19 protein-coding genes are annotated in these 20082 nt (G+C 54.5%); 4 read left to right on the top strand and 15 right to left on the bottom strand.

The annotated features are described in order from the left end of the window. Nucleotides 1-25: 25 nt before the first annotated feature. Complete coding sequence (locus tag ACPUC7_RS14410; RefSeq protein WP_494923442.1) at nucleotides 26-505, top strand: YehS family protein; 480 nt, start codon at nucleotides 26-28, stop codon at nucleotides 503-505. A 145-nt stretch (nucleotides 506-650) separates the two neighbouring features. Here ACPUC7_RS14410 and ACPUC7_RS14415 read toward each other — a convergent pair whose 3' ends face one another. The 3 genes from ACPUC7_RS14415 to pldB all read right to left on the bottom strand — a co-directional run bounded on the left by ACPUC7_RS14415 (nucleotide 651) and on the right by pldB (nucleotide 3492). Next, nucleotides 651-1520, bottom strand: a complete 870-nt coding sequence (locus ACPUC7_RS14415) for a carboxylate/amino acid/amine transporter (protein ID WP_494923443.1) — start codon at nucleotides 1518-1520, stop codon at nucleotides 651-653. Nucleotides 1521-1661: 141 nt separating this feature from the next. Next, complete coding sequence (gene yigL, locus ACPUC7_RS14420) at nucleotides 1662-2462, bottom strand: sugar/pyridoxal phosphate phosphatase YigL (protein ID WP_343553970.1); 801 nt, start codon at nucleotides 2460-2462, stop codon at nucleotides 1662-1664. Nucleotides 2463-2499: 37 nt separating this feature from the next. Then, nucleotides 2500-3492 (bottom strand): lysophospholipase L2, encoded by a 993-nt coding sequence (gene pldB, locus ACPUC7_RS14425; RefSeq protein ID WP_494923444.1) that lies wholly within the window; start codon nucleotides 3490-3492, stop codon nucleotides 2500-2502. Between the two features lie 104 nt (nucleotides 3493-3596). Between pldB and rhtB the strand changes: the two genes are divergently transcribed. Next, the gene (gene rhtB, locus ACPUC7_RS14430; RefSeq protein WP_343553972.1) at nucleotides 3597-4220 is read left to right on the top strand and encodes a homoserine/homoserine lactone efflux protein; all 624 of its coding nucleotides are present in this window, start codon (nucleotides 3597-3599) and stop codon (nucleotides 4218-4220) included. A gap of 88 nt (nucleotides 4221-4308) precedes the next feature. Here rhtB and rhtC read toward each other — a convergent pair whose 3' ends face one another. From rhtC to pldA, 3 genes are read right to left on the bottom strand one after another with little or no spacing between them, the layout of a single operon-like run. Next, nucleotides 4309-4932, bottom strand: coding sequence for a threonine export protein RhtC (rhtC, locus tag ACPUC7_RS14435; protein WP_494923445.1), 624 nt, complete (start codon nucleotides 4930-4932; stop codon nucleotides 4309-4311). Between the two features lie 12 nt (nucleotides 4933-4944). Continuing rightward, nucleotides 4945-6771, bottom strand: coding sequence for an ATP-dependent DNA helicase RecQ (gene recQ, locus ACPUC7_RS14440; protein ID WP_494923446.1), 1827 nt, complete (start codon nucleotides 6769-6771; stop codon nucleotides 4945-4947). Nucleotides 6772-6793: 22 nt separating this feature from the next. Next, the gene (gene pldA / locus ACPUC7_RS14445) at nucleotides 6794-7672 is read right to left on the bottom strand and encodes a phospholipase A (protein WP_343553975.1); all 879 of its coding nucleotides are present in this window, start codon (nucleotides 7670-7672) and stop codon (nucleotides 6794-6796) included. 165 nt (nucleotides 7673-7837) lie between these two features. On the opposite strand from pldA, the gene ACPUC7_RS14450 reads away from it, so the two are divergent. Both ACPUC7_RS14450 and rarD read left to right on the top strand, forming a co-directional pair. After that, nucleotides 7838-8308, top strand: a complete 471-nt coding sequence (locus tag ACPUC7_RS14450) for a thioesterase family protein (protein ID WP_343553976.1) — start codon at nucleotides 7838-7840, stop codon at nucleotides 8306-8308. Nucleotides 8309-8330: 22 nt separating this feature from the next. Continuing rightward, nucleotides 8331-9230, top strand: a complete 900-nt coding sequence (gene rarD, locus ACPUC7_RS14455) for an EamA family transporter RarD (protein ID WP_494923601.1) — start codon at nucleotides 8331-8333, stop codon at nucleotides 9228-9230. On the opposite strand, the gene ACPUC7_RS14460 is transcribed toward rarD, so the two are convergent. The 9 genes from ACPUC7_RS14460 to ACPUC7_RS14500 form a co-directional block, all read right to left on the bottom strand. Continuing rightward, the gene (locus tag ACPUC7_RS14460) at nucleotides 9210-10253 is read right to left on the bottom strand and encodes an AbrB family transcriptional regulator (protein WP_494923447.1); all 1044 of its coding nucleotides are present in this window, start codon (nucleotides 10251-10253) and stop codon (nucleotides 9210-9212) included. The genes rarD and ACPUC7_RS14460 overlap by 21 nt on opposite strands. Before the next feature lie 209 nt (nucleotides 10254-10462). Further along, nucleotides 10463-11416 (bottom strand): magnesium/cobalt transporter CorA, encoded by a 954-nt coding sequence (corA, locus tag ACPUC7_RS14465; RefSeq protein WP_494923448.1) that lies wholly within the window; start codon nucleotides 11414-11416, stop codon nucleotides 10463-10465. A gap of 318 nt (nucleotides 11417-11734) precedes the next feature. Next, on the bottom strand, nucleotides 11735-13897 hold the full coding sequence (gene uvrD / locus ACPUC7_RS14470) for a DNA helicase II (RefSeq protein WP_494923449.1): 2163 nt from the start codon (nucleotides 13895-13897) through the stop codon (nucleotides 11735-11737). A 52-nt stretch (nucleotides 13898-13949) separates the two neighbouring features. Then, complete coding sequence (gene yigB, locus ACPUC7_RS14475) at nucleotides 13950-14666, bottom strand: 5-amino-6-(5-phospho-D-ribitylamino)uracil phosphatase YigB (protein ID WP_494923450.1); 717 nt, start codon at nucleotides 14664-14666, stop codon at nucleotides 13950-13952. Then, nucleotides 14666-15574 (bottom strand): tyrosine recombinase XerC, encoded by a 909-nt coding sequence (xerC, locus tag ACPUC7_RS14480; RefSeq protein WP_494923451.1) that lies wholly within the window; start codon nucleotides 15572-15574, stop codon nucleotides 14666-14668. The genes yigB and xerC overlap by 1 nt, the downstream gene beginning before the upstream one ends. Continuing rightward, nucleotides 15571-16275, bottom strand: coding sequence for a DUF484 domain-containing protein (locus tag ACPUC7_RS14485; protein WP_494923452.1), 705 nt, complete (start codon nucleotides 16273-16275; stop codon nucleotides 15571-15573). The genes xerC and ACPUC7_RS14485 overlap by 4 nt, the downstream gene beginning before the upstream one ends. Then, a complete protein-coding gene (dapF, locus tag ACPUC7_RS14490) occupies nucleotides 16272-17096 on the bottom strand; it encodes a diaminopimelate epimerase (protein WP_343553984.1) in 825 nt (274 codons plus the stop codon). Before dapF ends, ACPUC7_RS14485 begins: the two co-directional genes overlap by 4 nt. A gap of 29 nt (nucleotides 17097-17125) precedes the next feature. Then, the gene (gene lptM, locus ACPUC7_RS14495) at nucleotides 17126-17329 is read right to left on the bottom strand and encodes an LPS translocon maturation chaperone LptM (protein ID WP_343553985.1); all 204 of its coding nucleotides are present in this window, start codon (nucleotides 17327-17329) and stop codon (nucleotides 17126-17128) included. Nucleotides 17330-17461: 132 nt separating this feature from the next. Continuing rightward, complete coding sequence (locus ACPUC7_RS14500) at nucleotides 17462-20023, bottom strand: class I adenylate cyclase (protein ID WP_494923453.1); 2562 nt, start codon at nucleotides 20021-20023, stop codon at nucleotides 17462-17464. Nucleotides 20024-20082: the final 59 nt, after the last annotated feature.

The raw sequence follows: 20082 nt of genomic DNA on the forward strand, positions 1-20082 counted from the left end.
AACCCGCGACCAAGAGAGTTTCACCATGATGAGTAACGATGTTCTGCGCAGCGTGCGCTATATGCTTGATTTGAGCGATAGCAAAGTGGTGGAGATTTTTGCCTTAGCGGGAAGTGAAGTGCCGCTGGAAGATGTGCAGGCGTGGATGAAGAAAGATGACGATGCCGCCTTCCGCAAATTGCCGGATGTGTTGATGGGCTACTTCCTCAACGGGCTGATTTTTTATCGTCGTGGTAAAAGCGAAGATGCGCCCGCACCTTCGATTGAGCGCCGCATGAATAACAACATTTTTATGAAGAAGCTGCGCATCGCCTTTGCGTTGAAAACCACCGATATTCCCGATGTGTTGCTGAAAGCTAACTTTAAGCTGTCGCAGGCGGAAGTGGGCGCGATTTTCCGTAATCCAGAACATAAGAATTTCCGCGAATGTGGCGACCAGATTCTGCGTAATTTCCTGAAAGGATTGACGATGATTCATCGTCCGGGGCCGATTAAGAAGGCGTGATGCTTGAGTTTGCTGCCAGATCGGAGCGTCGGACAGAATAGCCCGCTCCGATTGCGAAGAAAGCCCACATCCCTGTGAGTCGGCCTCGCCATCCATGGCTCGGACGCTTCGCGTTTCTGAGCGGGCTACTCTGTCCGATTCATGGCTAAGCGTGGCTTTTGGAGTTTTTGCCTAATACCCAACGCTTGTGCACATACAACGACGCGAAAATCACTGCGGCACCGGCGATAAAGCTCGGCCAATGTGGTTTCTCCTGCCAAATCGCCAGATTCACCAGTAATCCCGCTGGCACATGCATGTTGTTCATGATGCCCAACGTGCCAGCATCCACCTGCGTGGCACCGTAGTTCCACATGAAGTAGCCCAAGCCGGAAGCCGCGACACCCAGCCACACCAAAATGCCCCATTGCAGCGAGGTGGTTGGCAATTTGTTTGGATTGCCCCACAAGCTCCAGGCAATTACCGCGATGATCACCGCGCCAAGATAGAACCACGAAAATGCGGTGTGCTGCGGCATCGGACGCGTTTCCTGCAAGCGTTTGTAACCCACCATGCCGATAGCGAAGCAGATATTGGCTGCCTGCACCAGCAGCAAGCCGAACCAGAAATGGTCACTGACTTTGTCGTAACGAATAATCGCCGCGCCGATTACCGCCAGCATCGCGCTGAAGGCATAGCCAATGCGCAGCGGACGGCGGCTGAGCAAATCGTAGATCAACGTGACATACAGCGGCGTCATTACGGTGAACAGCAGGAATTCGGTGACGCTGAGGTAGAGATAAGCTTCAAAGCTCAGCAAATACATGATGCCGAGTTGCAGCATGCCCACCAGCATATACAGCAAAATGGTTGAAGCACGGTAACCGCGCCAGCGCAGGAATGGCAGGAAGACAATGGCGGCGAGTGATAAACGCATCAGCACCGAGAACCAGGAATCCACCTGACCCGCCAGATATTCCCCGATCAAACTAAAGGAAAAAGCCCACAGAATGGTGGTAACGATCAGTAACAGCACGGTAACGATCCCAAAATGAACAGTGCTGCTAGTGTAAACAAACTGTGATTAGCTGAGGGAACTATTTAATTGACATGTGAACAAAATACACACAATTAGGTCTGCCGCAGGGTCGCCATTTTTGGCGACCACATGGCGAAATTACGCGAGGAACAGCTTACGCAGCGTATGCGGCACCGCATCGTCGGCGTTGCTGCCAATCACATCCAGCGTCGGCAAGGTATCTTTCAAACGCTGCTGCGCATTGCGCATGATGCAGCCTTTGCCAGACATGCTCAGCATCTCAACGTCATTCATGCCGTCGCCAAAGGCGATGCACTCTTTCAGCGAATAACCCAGTTGTTTGGACACCGCTTCCAGTGCGTGGCCTTTAGACACGCCGCCCGCCATCACTTCAAGGCAAGTGGGTAGCGAGAAGCTGACATTCACACGATCGCCCCAGCGCGCTTCAATCGCCTGCTCCAGCGGAATCAAGCGTTCGGCATCGTCGCAGGTGAAGAACACTTTGCTGATGCCATCGGTCGGCAACATACCCGGCTGGTAAACCTGATAATTGAACACGGATTCGCGGAAATAATCCTGTTCGTCGGGGCGATGGCGGCTCATGAACCATTCGTCGTCGCGATACACGTGCGTCAGAATGTGCTCGTCGTGATATTGCAAACCATACAATTCGCTGGCGATATCGGCATCAAGGTTGTGGCTGAACACCAGTTCGCCATCGGCATTGTGCACGCGCGCGCCGTTGGAGGTGATCATATAAGCCGGGATCGCCAGCTTATCGCGCATCTGCCCCACGTCGATGTAGTGACGACCCGTAGCAAATACAAAGTGGATGTCACGCGCCACCAATTCTTGCAGTGTGGTGCGCGCGAATGGCGTTAAACGGTGTTCCGGTGAAAGCAGCGTGCCATCCAGATCGGATGCGACGATGTGATACATGTAAACCTCGGGTGTTGATATCGGAAATTAAAATGCATTAAGCGTGATGGTCAAAGAAATCCATCACCGCGTTGAGCGCTTTGGCGCGCATGGCGTCTGATTCAAACAAGATCTCATGACGCGCGCCGGTGATCACAAGTGGGACATCGCCCGCGCAGGGATGTCCTGCCTCGGCCATCGCCGCACAAAACAGATTTTGCGAGCGGTTATCCACCACATCATCTTCACTGGCTTGCAACAGCAAGCTTGGCGTGGTGATTTTCGCCACCTGATTGAAGATGTCGCGCCCGGCCTGCACGCCTTCGCGCACCCAGTGATAAGTGGGTCCACCCACGCGCAATGCCGGATCGTCAGCATAAAAGCGCAGATTGCGGCGATAGCGTTCCTGGCTGTGCGTCAGGCGATTGATGCCAAACGGATTGGCGCGCCAGCGTCCTGTTCCCAATGCGTAGCCTTCACGCAGTGCCGGCACTTTCTCAGCCCAATCAAGAATCGGATGCGCCATCCAGTCGGGCAGCGGCAGCACAATGCCAAACATCGGCGCGGAGAATACCGCAGCATGAAACGCTTGCGGCTGACGCGCCAGAAACAGCGCTAAAATCGCTCCACCCATCGAATGCGCCAGCACATAGCGCTGCTGATAATGTGGGCTTTCGATCTCTTTCAGATACAGCGTTTCCAAATCATCAACGTAATGGCTGAATTGCACCACATGGCCGCGATGGGAATCGGCCAACAGCCGTTCAGAGCGACCTTGTCCACGATGATCTAAAATCACCACATCATAGCCGCACTGGAACAGGTCATAGGCCAGTTCGGGATACTTGATGTAGCTTTCGATGCGTCCGGGAACCACCAGAATGACACGGCGATGTTGCGGTGAGGTGAAACGTACGTAGCGGATTTTCAGGTTGCCTACGCCGGTGAATTCAAGCTCTTCACGCTGGCGCCAGAAGTCGAGCAGCGGACCATTGGCAAAGGCCGAAAAGCCCTTCTCACGCCCGAGCCAACTCTGTTTGTGCTGCTGCATCGATCCCCCTGAAAAAAACGTGATTGGCGTGCCTACGCTCCGTAGCGTGCCGCGATTTTCTGGCGTATTGTGTCACACTTCGCTAACTTCAGGGAATGTCACACATGACCATTGAATGGTGGTTAACCTACCTTCTCACCACAACGATTCTCAGCCTTTCACCCGGTTCCGGCGCGATTAATACCATGAGCACCGGCATTAGCCACGGCTATCGCGGCGCGGTGGCATCGATCACCGGTTTGCAGTTGGGCCTGGCGATTCATATCGTGCTGGTTGGTGCAGGTTTAGGCGCGCTATTTTCACAATCGATTCTGGCCTTTGAAGTCCTGAAGTGGGCGGGCGCGGCCTATTTGGTGTGGCTGGGTATTCAACAGTGGCGCTCGGCGGGCGGCATTGATCTCGACGCCGTTGCCAAAGCCATGCCGCGTCGCCGTCTGTTCAAGCGCGCGGTGCTGGTGAATCTCACCAACCCGAAAAGCATCGTGTTTCTCGCCGCGCTGTTCCCGCAATTTATTCAGCCGCACCAGCCGCAGTTGATGCAGTATTTGGTGCTCGGCGTCACCACCATCGTGGTCGATATTATTGTGATGATTGGTTATGCCACGCTGGCTACACGCATCGCCGGTTGGATTAAAGGACCGAAGCAGATGAAAGTGCTGAACCGCACTTTTGGTGGCTTGTTTATGGCAGTTGGCGCGCTGTTAGCCAGCGCGCGCAGAATGGCTTAACGCGTTTTCGGTCACCATAAATGGCGACCCTACAATGGATTTTTTCGTAGGGTCGCCATTTATGGTGACCGTTGAGCGACGCGACCGTTTATCGCGAGATGATCAGATGAATGCCAAATCCGGCAAATAACACGCCCGCCATACCATCCACCCATTTCGCCATACGCTGATACTTATCACGCATCCACGGCAGAGCGAAAATCGCCGCCACCAGCGTAAACCACGCAAAGGTCTCGCCAATGATCAGCAGGAATAAACCCCAACGTTCCATTGCGCCGACATCATTGCCGACAAACAGTGAGAACACGCTACCAAAGTAGATAATCGCTTTCGGGTTCGACAAATTAGTCAGGAAACCTTTCAGGAAGCTCATGCCATTTTTTGGCAACGCCACTTCTGGTGCTTCGGTCTGCGGCTGCTTATGGCGTTGACGTGCTGAACGCATCAGCTGCCAGCCCATCCACAACAAATACAATCCGCCACCGACCATAATGATTTCATGCAGCCACGCCATTTTTTCCAGAATCAGATGCAGGCCCATCAGCGCCACGCCAGCCCAGATCACAATCCCTAACGTAATGCCCACCACGCCCATCATCGCCTCTTTACGCGATCGGCTAGCGGCCGTTTGCGAGACAAAGAAGAAGTCCGGACCGGGACTCATCAGCGCAACCAAATGCACCAGCGCGACGGTGGCGAATAACATCAGCATGATTTTTTTCCTTTAACCTTCATCAACATGTTCTTTGATCATCACCAGGAACGGCTTACCAAAACGTTCCAGCTTACGATGACCGACGCCGTTCACGCTGAGCATTTCTGACGCGCTAATCGGCATTTGTTCCGCCATTTCAATCAAGGTGGCATCGTTAAACACCACGTACGGCGGAATGTTCTCTTCATCTGCGATGGCTTTACGCAGCTTGCGCAGCTTGGCGAACAGCTGGCGATCGTAATTGCCGCTATGCACTTTCGGCGAACTGCTGCCACGCGATTTCACCGTGACAATACGTGGCACCGCCAGCATCAACGGCACTTCGGCACGCAAAATCGGCCGCGCGGCTTCGGTCAGTTGCAACGCCGAGTGCATCGCGATGTTTTGCGTCACCATGCCCAAATGAATCAACTGACGCAGCACGCTGATCCAATGTTCATGGCTGTGCTCGCGACCCAAACCGTACACCGGCAGTTTATCGTGGCCGTTGTCGCGGATACGCTGATTGCTGGCACCGCGCAAAACTTCAACAATATAGCCCATGCCAAAGCGCTGGCCGGTGCGATAGATGCTGGACAACGCTTTTTGTGCTTCCAGCAAACCGTCGTAGCGGCGCGGCGGGTCGAGGCAGATATCGCAGTTGTCGCATTGCTGCTGGCGACCTTCACCGAAGTAGTTCAGCAGCACCAAACGGCGGCAGGTTTGCGCTTCCGCAAACGCGCCCATCGCATTGAGTTTGTGGCGCTCAATGTCTTGTAATGGGCCCGGCACTTTCTCTTCCAGGCATTTACGCAACCACGCCATATCGGCCGGATCGTACAGCATCATCGCTTCTGCGGGCAGGCCATCACGTCCGGCGCGACCGGTTTCCTGATAATAGGATTCGATATTGCGCGGGATATCGAAGTGCACCACAAAGCGCACGTTGGGCTTATTAATCCCCATGCCGAACGCCACGGTGGCGACCACGATTTGCAGGTCGTCGCGTTGAAACGCTTCCTGCACGCTGGCACGTTGCGCACTATCAATGCCGGCATGATAAGCGCCGACGCTCAGACCGCGACTTTGCAAGCGCGCGGCGGTGTCTTCGACTTTAGCGCGGCTGTTGCAGTAAATAATGCCGCTCTTCCCACGCTGATCCTGCACGTAACGCAGCAGTTGCTCGGTAGGCTTGAACTTCTCGACCAGCGTGTAGCGAATATTCGGACGGTCAAAACTGCTGATCTGAATCAGCGGATCGTGCATCTGTAGCAGATGCGCGATGTCGTTACGCGTGGTTTCATCAGCGGTGGCGGTTAGCGCCATCACCGGCAATTCCGGGAAGCGCTGACGCAGTTGGCCAATCGAACCGTATTCCGGGCGGAAATCGTGACCCCACTGTGAAATACAGTGCGCTTCATCCACCGCCAGCATCACCGGATTCCACTGATGCAGGCTGTCGAGGAAGTTGTCCATCATCAAACGTTCAGGCGCGATATACAGCAACTTGAGCTTGCCAGTACGGCAATCGGCAAATACTTGCTGCTGCTGTTCACGCGTTTGCGTTGAGTTGAGACACGCCGCCGCTACGCCGTTTGCCAGAAGCTGATCGACCTGATCTTTCATCAGTGAAATCAGCGGTGAAACCACCAGCGTCAGCCCTTCACGCACCAGCGCCGGGATTTGATAGCACAGCGATTTGCCGCCGCCGGTCGGCATCACCACCAAACAATCGCGCCCAGCTAAAGCGGTTTCGATGATGTTTTGCTGACCGGGACGGAACTGCTGGTAGCCGAAGGTATCTTGTAATACCTGCTGCGCCAGCATTTCCTGATTAAGCACTGCCGATGTTGCCACGGTAATCCTGTATTTTTGCGGGTTAGAACAGATCGTTGAGCGTCACGCCCACGCCGAAGCGCGTCTGGCGATGGTTATAATCGATCAACGATTCACCATAACCGCTGAATACCTGCGTGTAAAAGCGCACATGTTCAGAGATTGGGTAGCTCCAGGCAAAGGTTGCGCCGCCGAAGCCGCTGTTCCAGTTGTAGTTACCTTCCACGCTGAAAATGCTTTCGCCCGCCATGTAGCCGAGCTTGGCGCGGTAGTAACCCATGTATTTGGTAATGTCCGGGTTATCGTCATTGTTTTCATTTTCTGGCAGACGATACCAAGGTTTGAGCTCCGCCAACATATTGCCGTTTTGCGCCATGAAGCGCGCATATACGCGGTTCCAGCTGCGCGAAGTCGGTTCGCTACGACCATTCGATTGGTGCACTAAACCGGTTTCCACATCACGCAAAGTCCAGCCTGCGAAGGTGTAATCGGTGGCCCAGCCGAGGAAAATCTGCGGCTCATAATCAGTTTCACGGAACGGTGATGAAGCACCACGGTTCGACAACTGCCACCACGAGCGCTGAGTATAGGACGCGGCCAGCACTGAATTATCGCCTAAAATGCCGCGCCACAGTGGAAACGCCAGGCTGAGCTGGAATTTTACTTCATCGTTTTTTGCTTTGTCTGCCCAGTTGTACGAAGAGATCGCCTCTTTGTTCATGTCAGTGGTGTAGGTGTAAAGCAGATAGTTATTTTCGTAAGGATAAAGCACGAACGGGTTATCGTGTTTCTCCAGCAGGTTAGCGATAATGCTGCCCTTCACTGCCGGTGCATCGTGAACCTCTTTTATCGTGGCTTCTTCGGCCTGCGCCAGGGCAGGAAGGATCAATGCCGCTGCCAGCAAGGCGTAACGCATACGCATAGAATTCTCCAGAGAACTGCGTGATGTAATCGTCAAGGGACGGTTCAAAAAGCAGGCCATTCTACACGCAAACTCAGCGGTTGATCAGCGCCGATTTCCGAAACTGGAAAGCAGCGCGAACGCGGCATAATATACACAACTCGTTAACATTTTAAGGCAGGAACTATGTCATCCCCGTTGCTGACACGGCAGGAAGCGCGCCGTCTGATTGGCGAAATCTTTGTTTATCACATGCCTTTCAATCAGGCGCTTGGATTAGAGCTGGATCGACTGGAAGGCGATTACGCCGAGCTGGCTTTTGCCAATAAAACCATGCTGGTGGGCAATGCCGCGCAGCAGATTCTGCACGGCGGCGTGATTGCTTCGGTGCTGGATGTCGCCGCCGGGCTGGTGTGCGTCAGCTATGCGTTGACGCGTCAGGAAAGTATCAGCGAAGAAGAACTGCGTCAGCGTTTGTCGCGCATGGGCACCATTGATATGCGTGTCGATTATCTGCGTCCGGGGCGCGGCGAACGCTTTATTGCCACCAGCAGCCTGTTGCGCGGCGGCAATAAAGTCGCTGTGGCGCGCGTGGAATTACACAATCAGCAAGGCGATTACATCGCTACCGCTACCGCGACGTATATGATTGGTTAAGCAGTGTTTTTGGGATGAAATGATGGATACGCAACACACTCGCCAGGGCATCGGCTACGCGCTCGGCGCATACTTTATTTGGGGCATCGCGCCCGCCTATTTCAAGCTGGTGAAAGAAGTTCCCGCCACCGAAATCATGACGCATCGCGTGATTTGGTCAGCGCTGTTTATGTTGGTGTTGATTACTTTGAGTCGTAGCTGGAAGCAGGTGCGCAGCGTGATCGCTCAGCCGAAAAAAGTGCTGCTGTTGGCATTAACCGCGGTGACCATTGGCGGCAACTGGCTGCTGTTCATCTGGGCGGTCAATAACCAGCACATGCTGGAAGCCAGCCTCGGCTACTTTATCAACCCGCTGATTAACGTGGTGTTTGGCATGCTGTTTCTGCGCGAACGCTTCCGCCGTTTGCAGTGGCTGGCGGTGGCGCTGGCGACCACCGGCGTATTGGTGCAACTGTGGCAGTTCGGTTCGTTGCCGATTATCGGCCTCGGTCTGGCGCTGAGTTTCGCCTTGTATGGCTTGGTGCGTAAGAAGATTCAAGTCGATGCGCAGAGTGGCATGCTGATCGAGACGCTGTGGCTTTTTCCGCTGGCGGCAATTTATCTATTTGGCTTTGCCGATAGCGCCACCAGCCATCTTAGCGCTAACCCAATGATCTTGAATCTGAAGCTGGTTGCGGCGGGGATTGTCACCACTATTCCACTGATGCTGTTTGCCGCTGCCTGCGCGCGTCTGCGTTTATCGACCGTGGGCTTCTTCCAATATCTTGGCCCAACGCTGATGTTTCTGCTGGCGGTGCTGTTCTACGGCGAGAGCCTGACGCCCGATAAAATGGTCACCTTCGGCTTTATCTGGCTGGCACTCGCGGTATTTATCGTCGATGCGGTGGCATTCACTGCACGATCACGCGTGCGCATAGCGTGAAATAAAGCGCGCTAATGCCGGGCCGGTAAGCAGAATGGTGAACAGACGCAATGTCTGTAACGCCATGACAAACGCGATATCGACCCGGCTTCCCGCTGCGATAATCGCCACCGTATCCAGCCCACCGGGGCTGGTTGCCAGATACGCCGTCATCAGATCGACGTGCAATACGCGCGTCAGCATCCACGCCAATCCGCCGCACAGCAGCATTAAACCAATAATCGACACAATCATTTGCGGCAGCGTACGCAGCGCCAGTTTGAAAATCGGCCGCGTGAAACGTAATCCGACACTCCAGCCAATCAATGCATAAGCCAACGCCAGCAACCATTCTGGCACTTGTAAGGTTGCGACATCGGTGCCGTGCAATATCGCGCCGATCAGCGCTGGCAACAGCAACGCACCAGAAGGAATCCGCAATTTCTGCCCCAACCATGCGCCCGCAAACATCACCACTAACGTCAGCAAGAAACTGCTTTGCAGCGCGGGAAACCATTCCAGTTGTACCGCGCCGCCGCTCGAACCTAAGCCTATGCGCGCCACCACCGCCGCCGCCGTGGCGACAAATAGCACACGTAGATACTGCATAAACGCCACCAGCCGCACATCGGCACCGAAATCACCGGCCATCGCCACCATCGCTGAAGCGCCGCCGGGCGACGATCCCCACGCGCCGGTTGGGCCAGGCAAATTACTGAAGCGCACCAGCAGGAAACCCGACAAACCGCTGGCGCCTAACGTCAATATCAGCACCGCCAGCACCACCGGCCAATCCTGAATCAACGGCGTGAGAATGCCTGGCGATAAACTTTGGCCGATCATGCAGCCCAGCACCGCTTGCGCCAGAATAAACAGGCGTTTATCGATACGTACCGTAGCGCCCGATAAGCCCATCGCCGTACCGACGATCATCGGGCCGAGCAGCAGAGCCGCAGGAAGGTGGAACAGCTGGAGGATGATCCCCAGCACTAAAGAAGCAGTCAGCAGAAGTGTCCATTGCAGTCGCAATGAGAAGCGCGCCATAAGGTGAGAATCAGATAGTGAGCAGAGCCAACAGGTTACGCAGAAAAATGAAGTTTATCTACCATGGAAGTATGAGCATGTTGTCGCTCGATATTAATCGCCTGATTTTTCCATTACCCGTTTTGCGGTCACCATAAATAGCGACCCTACAAATGTTTGGTGCGTTTTTGTAGGGTCGTACCTTCATGACGACCAAGGTAGGTCGCGGGTTACAACCAGTTTTTGCGTTTGAAATAGAGGTACGGTGCAAGACCCGCCAGAATCATCAGTGAAATCGCGCCCGGATAACCAAAGCTCCACTTCAGCTCCGGCATAAATTCGAAGTTCATACCGTAACTTGAGGCCACCAGCGTTGGCGGCAGGAACACCACCGACACCACCGAGAAGATCTTGATGATGCGGTTCTGCTCGATGTTGATGAAGCCCATCGCCGCCTGCATCAGGAAGTTAACCTTCTGGAACAGTGATTCGTTGTGTGGCAGCAGCGATTCGATATCGCGCAGGATTTCACGTGCCTGCTCCAGCTGATTGCCCGGCAGGCGCGCTTTACGCACCAGGAAGTTGAGCGCACGTTGGGTATCCATCAGACACAAACGTACCTTCCAGCCGATATCTTCCAGTTCCGCCAAGCGTGACAGCGCCTGATCGTACTCTTCGCCCTGCTGGCCTTCCATGATCACGCGGCTGAGTTTTTCCAGCGCGCTATAGATGTTCTCAATCTCATCCGCCAACTGTTCGATTTTGGTTTCAAACAGATCCAGCAAAAGTTCGTAAGCGTTGCCATCAACCATCGTCTGGTTGCGCGCACGCATGCGGTACAAACGGAACGCGGGCAGTTCGCGTTCACGCAGCGTATACAGGCGATCTTCGCGAATAGTAAATGCCACGGTGGAGTTGCCCGCGTGGTCTTCGGCATCTTCAAAGAAGAAGAAGGAGTGAATGTGCAGGCCGTCTTCGTCTTCGAAGAAACGCGCCGAGGCTTCGATGTCTTCCAGTTCCGGACGCGTTGCCAGGCTCTGGCCAAGTTCGGTTTGCACGCGATCACGTTCGCTGTCATCGGGTTCGATCAGATCGACCCATACAGACGTGTTGAGTTTGTCGTTGTTTTCTTCTAACTCGATGCGTGTCAGGCGGTTACGATCGAGTTTGAATGCGCTCAGCATAGCAATAACTCCCCATTTCTTTGGAATGGGACAAGGCAGCGCTCCGGGATGCTTAGGGCATAACGGGCACGGCAAAGCCTGAACACGGAAACTTTCGCTTCAAGGATAAATCAGTGCTAACTCACGCGACGAGAGTATAAAAGGGAGGTCGCTGATAACCGCTAAGGTTACCCGCTCAAAGAGGTAACCTTAGAAGTCCCTGTAAAACAGGGTGTTGAGCCAGCATCGACTGGGCGCGTCCAAGGCATTGTCCTCTCATGATAATAGTGCGCGCATGTTACGCTGAGACGAAAAAGTCGTCAAGGTAGCGCAACCGCGCTACACCGTTTCCAGACGGGCGTACGCCGCCACCAACCACTTGATTCCCTGGCCCTGAAACGCCACTTGCAGACGACTGTGTTCGCCGCTGCCTTCGAGATTAATGATGGTGCCTTCACCAAATTTGGCATGGCGCACCCGCTGACCGAGCGCGAAACCACTGTCGTTTTGCGCGATTGGCGTGCCCATGCGTTGATGGCTCACCGGGCGGCTGACGCTGGCGCGCAAACGCACCTCTTCCACGCACTCTTCCGGCAGTTCACCAATGAAACGCGATGGGCGGTGATACACTTCCTTACCATAAAGGCGGCGGCTTTCGGCGTAGGTTAACGTCAGTTTCTGCATCGCACGCGTCACGCCAACGTAGGCCAGACGGCGTTCTTCCTCCAGACGACCGCCTTCATCCAGCGACATCTGGCTGGGGAACATGCCCTCTTCCATGCCGACGATAAACACCTGACTGAACTCCAACCCTTTCGCCGAGTGCATGGTCATCAGTTGCACCGCATCCTGCCATTTATCGGCCTGACCTTCGCCCGCTTCCAGCGCGGCATGCGATAAGAAGGCCTGCAATGGCATCAAATCTTCGTCTTCATCTTGATAGCTAAACTGGCGCGTCGCCGTGACCAATTCTTCAAGGTTTTCAATACGCGCCTGGCCTTTCTCACCTTTTTCCTGCTCGTACATGATCCACAAACCTGAGTCTTTAATCACTCGATCGGTCTGTACGTGCAGCGGCATTTCAGCGGTTTCTGTCGCCAATGAATCCACCAGCTCGCAGAAACGTTGCAGCGCTGAGGCGGCGCGCCCGGCTAAGGCTTTGTTCTGTAAAAGTTCACGCGTGGCTTGCCACAAAGTGAGTTGCTGATCGCGCGCGGTTTGGCGCACTACGTCGAGCGTACGATCGCCCACGCCGCGCACCGGCGTGTTCACCACGCGTTCAAACGCCGCATCGTCATTGCGATTGGCCATCAAACGCAGATAGGCCAACGCATCTTTGATCTCCTGACGTTCGAAGAAGCGCATGCCGCCATAAATGCGATACGGCATGCTGCCTTGCAGCAGCGCCTCTTCCAGCACGCGCGATTGGGCGTTACTGCGATAGAGAATCGCGCAATCCTGCAACGCATTGCCGTTTTCATGCCAGCTCTTGATGCGATTGACCACAAAACGCGCTTCATCCAACTCGTTGAAGGCGCAATAGAGTGAAATCTTTTCGCCATCGCTGCCGTCGGTCCACAGCTCTTTACCGAGGCGACCATTATTGTTGGCGATCAGCGTGTTAGCCGCTTTCAGGATGTTGTTAGTTGAACGGTAGTTCTGCTCCAGACGGATGGTTTCCGCGCCGGGGAAATCCTGCAAGAAGCGCTGGATGTTTTCGACCTGCGCACCGCGCCAACCGTAAATCGACTGATCGTCATCGCCGACAATAATCACGCGACCGGTGTCACCCGCCAGCATGCGAATCCACGCATACTGAATGTTGTTGGTATCCTGGAACTCATCCACCAGCACGTTGCTAAAACGCTCGCGGTAATGATTGAGGATGTGCGGCTTGTTCAGCCACAGTTCGTGGGCGCGCAGTAACAGTTCGGCGAAATCCACCAATCCAGCACGATCGCAGGCTTCCTGATACGCCTGATAGATGCGCAGCCAGGTTTGTTCAACCGGGTTGCCGTAGCTTTCGATGTGTTTTGGACGCAGACCTTCATCTTTTTTGCCGTTGATGTACCACATGCCCTGACGCGCAGGCCACTGTTTCTCATCAAGGTTCATCGCTTTGATCAGGCGTTTCAGCAAACGTAACTGATCGTCGCTATCGAGAATCTGGAAATCCTGCGGCAAACCGGCATCCAGGTGATGCGCACGCAATAAACGGTGCGCCAGGCCGTGGAAGGTTCCAATCCACATGCCGCCCTGGCTGGTGCCGATCAGTTGATCGATACGATGGCGCATTTCTGCTGCGGCTTTGTTGGTGAAGGTCACCGCCATGATCGAGTACGGCGAGCAATTCTCCACCGACAGCAGCCAGGCAATGCGATGCACCAGCACGCGGGTTTTGCCACTGCCTGCTCCGGCCAGCACCAGCAGGTTGCTGCGCGGTGCGGCGACCGCCTCGCGCTGTTTGTCATTCAAGCCGTCAAGCAGATCAGAAACGTCCATAAGCACCGTCTAAAAAAGGAGAGCATCCAGTTACTGGATATATTTACAGCTATTATAGCAGCGAGGTGAGAGATGCCAACCGATCAATTTCAACGTGTGGCAGCAAACGCACATCGTCAATCTTCATCAAATTTCCTGCACGCAGGTTGATCCAGCAGGCTTGCATCCCGGCGCGCACCGAACCGGCAACATCGGTGGTGAGATCGTCACCGACATGCAGAATGTGTTGCGGCGCAATGCCTAAACGCTCAGATGCCAACTGATACATATCTTGCCATGGCTTAGCGCGACCATGCGGACCAGCGCGCAGCGCGAACTGGAAGTAGTGATCAATGCCGAGTTTTTGCGTACACGCGTTGCCATTGGTGATCGCCACCAGCGGCACGCGCTCGCCCAGCCACTTCAACGTTTGATGGGTCTCTTCTGGCATGGCGACTTCGCTGCGCCATTGATGAAAAACGCCCATCACTTCGCTGGCACCCGCAGTGGCTTCCGCTGCCGATAAACCGATATTCAGCATCGCCAGTTCGACCGAGCGGCGACGCCATTCGGATACGTCGTGATAGATTTCCGGCTCGCGGGCCAGCAACTCATCGCGCAGCGCCTGGTAATCTGCCGGGGTAAATTCTCGCAGCGCCGGATGATACGCCTGCAACGCAGCGTGTGATTCCTCGGTGGTTTTGCGGATCACCGCATGGTTGTCGTACAGCGTATCGTCGAGATCAAAAGTGATCGCTTTGATCGGGCCGAGTGGGCGATAAAACTTCATTAAGACTTTCCTCGTTTAGCACGCGGATGGGCTGCATCGTAAACCGTTGCCAGATGCTGGAAATCCAAATGGGTATAGATTTGGGTGGTCGCCAGATTGGCGTGGCCCAACAGTTCTTGCACCGCGCGCAGATCGCCACTCGATTCCAACATATGCGTGGCAAAGGAGTGGCGCAGTTTATGCGGATGAATATGACTGGCGACGCCTTGCTTGATGCCCCACTCGGCAAAACGTTTCTGCACGTTGCGCGTGGAAATGCGGCTACCGCGGCTGGAGACAAACAGCGCATCATCTTGTGGCGCAAAACTGTCGCGCAGCGGCAACCAATGCTGAATCCATGTCACCGCTGTGCCGCCAATCGGTACGCGGCGCTCTTTGCTGCCTTTACCCAGCACGCGCACTTCGCCGGATTCGAGATCAAGATTGCGGCAATCGATATTCACCAATTCTGACAAACGCAATCCACCGCCATACATAGTTTCCAGCATCGCGCGGTCACGCACGGACAGCGGATCGTTGAGATCGATCTCCAGCAGTTGGTTAACTTCATCGACATCCATATTTTTCGGCAGATGGCGTGCGTTACGCGGCGTGGAAATACCTTTGGCGGGATTGGCATTCAGCATGCCTTGATGAACTTGCCAGTCGAGAAAACTGCGCAGCGCCGACATGCGTAACGCCAGGCTGCTGGGGCCCAAACCGTCGCGGCGGCTGCGTGCCGCCAGCGTGCGCACTTGCGCGGGTTCCAGCTGCGCCCAACTCGTCAGCTTCATCTCATCGGCCATCGCCATTAATGCCAGCAATTGCCGTTGGTAATTTTTTTGCGTCAGCGGACTGAGCTGGCGTTCGACTTTCAGGTAACGCAGAAAGTCATCCACGGCCGGCAGCAGCGGACTGACGTTACTCATGCGCGTTCAACCCAGCGCGAGAGTAAATCCGGCAGCATTTGCGCCAGATGCTGAAGCAGCAGCGTGCCCATCCCAGCTTGATAATGTTGATTATCGCGGCTGGTGAACATCAACACCCCTAACTCGCCACGCTCGCCCATCAGCGACATCGCTACCGAGCCAATCGCTTTGGCCTGCGGCAGCAATAGCAACAACTCCGGGCCATTCAGGCTGCCGAGATAGTGATGTTCGTCGCCAAAGCGTTGAATACGCAGCGGTTCGAATGCCTGACGCGATAAACCAAGCTGGGTGAAATCAGAAGGCGCGCCAATGTGCCATTTATCATTGAACACACGAACATGCGCACCCGCTAAGCCCAATTCCCGCGCCCAGCGATGCAAACGCGTCAGCATTTCTTGCAAGCTATCGGCGGCGGCGAGATGACCTTGCAACGTCAGCAGACGATCAAACAGCTGATGGTTGGCCGTGGCCTGCTCCATCAATAAGGTGATCTCTTCTTCCAACTGCTGGATGTGGTTGCGCTGGCGCGCCATGTGCCACTCCACCAGTGAAACGCTGCCGCGCACCGGATGCGGCACCATCATCTGTTCGACCTGGCGCGCATTGCGAATAAAGAAATCGGGATTTTGACGCAGGAATGCGCTAACCGACTGATCGTCCAGCAAAACCTCGCTAGCGGTTTGCTCTTCGACATTTTTCATAGATGAATAAACCCATCGTAGACATGTGTGGCTGGGCCGGTCATAAACAGCGGTTGACCTTCCCCTTTCCAGGCAATGTGCAGCGTTCCGCCCGGTAAATCGACGCGGACGTTCTCGGCCAAAATACCTTGCTGAATCCCGCAGGCAACAGCCGCACACGCGCCGCTGCCGCAAGCCTGGGTTTCGCCTGCGCCGCGTTCGTACACGCGCAAACGGATGTGTTCACGATTGACCACTTCCATGAAGCCGACGTTTACGCGCTCCGGGAAACGTTCATGGCTTTCCAACTCTGGGCCAAGCGTTTCTACCGGCGCGGTTTTCACGCTTTCCACCTGAATCACGCAATGCGGATTGCCCATCGACACCGCACCAAACATCACGGTTTGATCGGCGACACGCTGCAAATAAAGGTTCTCGGCTTTATTGGCGCGTAACGGCACACTTTGCGGTTCGAAGTTGGGTTGGCCCATATTGACGCGCACCAACTCGTCATTGGTGACGCTCAACACCATGCGGCCGGTTTGCGTACTGACGCGAATGTCGCTCTTGTTGGTCAGCCCTTTCAAGCGAACAAAGCGCGCGAAACAACGGGCACCGTTGCCACACTGCGCGACTTCGCTGCCATCAGCGTTGAAAATGCGGTAATGGAAATCGAGATCCGGATCGTAAGGTGGTTCGACGATCAGCAACTGATCGAAACCGATCCCCAGATTTCTGTCCGCCAGGCGGCGAATCAGTTCCGGCGAGAAAAAGACGTTTTGCGTCACAGCATCCACAACCATGAAATCGTTGCCGAGACCGTGCATTTTTGAGAACTGCATTTTTTGCTCCGCCGGATTACTCATCGAGATTAGTTCGCCATTGAACCAGGTTTGCTGGTGACCAAACCACCGACATCCGCATCCTGAGCCGCTTTTTGCTGCTGCTCGGTTACCTGCTGATTAGGCTGCTTTGGCTGATCTTTCGGCGGGAAATACAGCGGTCCTTTCAGTCCACAGCCTACCAGGCTGACCAATGCCAGCGCCATACCCAGCTGACTTATTACTCGTATCATTCTGTCTGCTCTTCTGTCCTTAAGCCATGGTTGCTTATCATCGCAGTTGACGTTGTAAAAGCAACAGGAAATACCCGAACTCCATTCAGGTCAGAGTAAAAGCGTCATCCCACCGCGCGAACGCGGGCGGGATCAATGCATTTGGTAGCGCGGCTGGAAGTCGCCGTTGTCGTTATCAGGCTGCGTGGCGCAAAGCTGCGTCAGCGTTTGGCTGCGGAAAGGAATCACCTGGAAACGTTCGCCAGTATTCACAATTTGGTAGAACTGCGGCAGGTTGAAATTGATAAAGCTGGAGCCGTAAGTAAAGCGGTCATGAGACGATGAGTAGAAACGGCTCACGTCGCGCACCAGCTCCTCTTTGCTGCCTTCGCAATGGTGATAAACCTCAACGCGATTGGTTTCGTCGAGGATATAGATGTTGAAACCGCGATCGTCATTGGTGTCTTCAAAGAAGAACTGAATGATGCCTTCGCTGGCGTAACCGTTCACCACCGGCGGCAATGGCGTTTGATTCGATTCCACTTTGATCGACAAACCATGCAGTTTGTTGTTGGAAATCGCGCCGTAGAATTCGACGGCATTTTCCAGCTTCTGCACTGATACGCTCATGCGCTCGAAGAACAAGCCCCAGGTTTGGCCCGCCATGCGCAACGCTTTGAAGCGTCCCGGCTCCTGACGCGTACTCGACAAACGCAGCTCGATGCACTCGGAAACCAGTTGTTGCACGCGCGTACGAATCAATCCACGCAGATGCTGGCTGTAGCAGAACACTTCTACCGTGTCCGGCGGCGCGGCATCCTGATGCATTTTGCCGAGAATGGTTTTCAGCGCTTCAATCATCGCCTGCTCGCCGCTGAAATGCAGCGTACGCACTTCATTCCACGAATTGCGATACAGCAGATCGATGCTGCCAATCAGGCATTGCTGCTGCTGGCCGAAGCTAAACACATCCAGCTTACGGAAATCGAAATGCACCACTTGATTGCGGAACGCCGAGGTTGGATCGTGCTCAAGATTGACGATAATCGCCAGATGGCGAATCTCGCACGGACTATAAAGCGCTTTCGGTGTCGGTGCGGGCACACGCAATGGGAAGTGGCTTGATACGTCATTCACCAGCTCTTGCAGACGCGGCAGGTCGCACAGATCGTTCCCTTTCATGTGCAAGCGCGTTTTGCTGGTCAGCAGGCCATTAAACCATGCCCACGCTACCAGTTTGTTCAGGTAGCGATTATATTCCAGCGGCTGATGGCTGATGATCGAACTCATGTCCGGTGCCTGGTTATACAGGTACCAACCGGCGCGATTGGCACGGCCTGCCGGAACATGAATAAAGGTGAGATTTTCTTCCGAAAGGTCAGGCGAAATCTGCGGGTTGACCAGCGTGACTTTACCGGGCAACGCCTCAAACGCGGCATACAGTTTACGCGTCAGCACGCCAATATCTTGCGGACTAGCGCTGACGCTTAAATTATTTCGGCGCGCAAAACGGATCAGGTTGCGATAGCTTTGCATCATCGCATCCAGCAATTCGTTGTGCGCTTCACGTACGCGTTCGATTTTCCACTGCGCGCGGTTATCAAGCACCGCTAACTTCTCTTCGTCCCAACCCCACTCTTTCACCAGCTGCGACAAAATCTCGCGACGCCAGCCAGTGCGATGGTGATGATGATCTTCACTGGAGAGCTTTTCACACACTTTCAAATAGAAACATCGACGCACTAAATCGAGGCGCGCCATGTCATCAACGCTGGTGAGGTAACGCGTAACGCGCTCCAGCATCATGCAATAGGGATCGAGGCCGAAGCAGACAATCTCGCCATCGTGCAGGCGCTGTTTGATGTCCATCGACAACAATTGCGTATTCGGATATTCCCAGCTGTAGGCTTCCAGCAGCAGAGTTTTCAGCACCGCTTTGTACGGTGAATCGATGCTTTTATACAGCTGCCACAAACTGGCACCGAAATACTCTTCGGCCGACAGCGTGCCAAGGCCGCCAAGATCCAGCCACTCATTCGGCGTCAGCACGCCTTGTGAATAGAGTGACATGACGTAATCGTCGTAATGGTGCTCTTCTTCGCCAGGCACCATGTTCCACAGGATGCGTTTGCCGGCCATGCGCACGGCGGTACGATAGAACTCATCCAGCAGCAAAATATGTTGCGTTGATCCGCAATCCTCTCCGCCAAGGCTGCCACTTTCGTTATGGCGGAAACGGTTCTCATCAATCAGGAAGAAACTGACTTCCACACCCATCGACACACACCATTTCTGCAACAGCGTACACTTGCGTTGCAGGTTGAGGCGCTCTTCATTATCTAACCAGGATTGATGGCAAACCCAGATGTCGAGGTCGGAGATGCTGTTTTGCCCAACGGACGAGGTACTGCCCATTGAGTAAATGCCGGTAATGGGTCGCTCACCTTTAACCACGTTGCCGAAATCAAGCGACTCGCCGCCCGCTAAACTTTGCAGCAGTTGTTGTTGGTTTTCATCAGGCGTAAAGAGGCACACGCCATGCGGAACGTTACCTTCGAGGTAGCCCGGCATCAGCGGATGATGGTAGTGCAGTAATGTTGGCAGCAGACTGTAGACTTGCTGGAAAGCAGGCCCCATGGCAGCCAGTGCGCGATCTACGCGCAGCTGGTTTATCGCATCCAGTCTCTGTTTCAGTGTCTCAATGTAGAGGTACAAGACGTTTCGCCTGATTGTCCCAGTGTTAAGCACCCTATTTCCAAAACCTGCCGCTTAAT

It is taken from the genome of Pantoea sp. CFCC18179 (assembly GCF_059412405.1).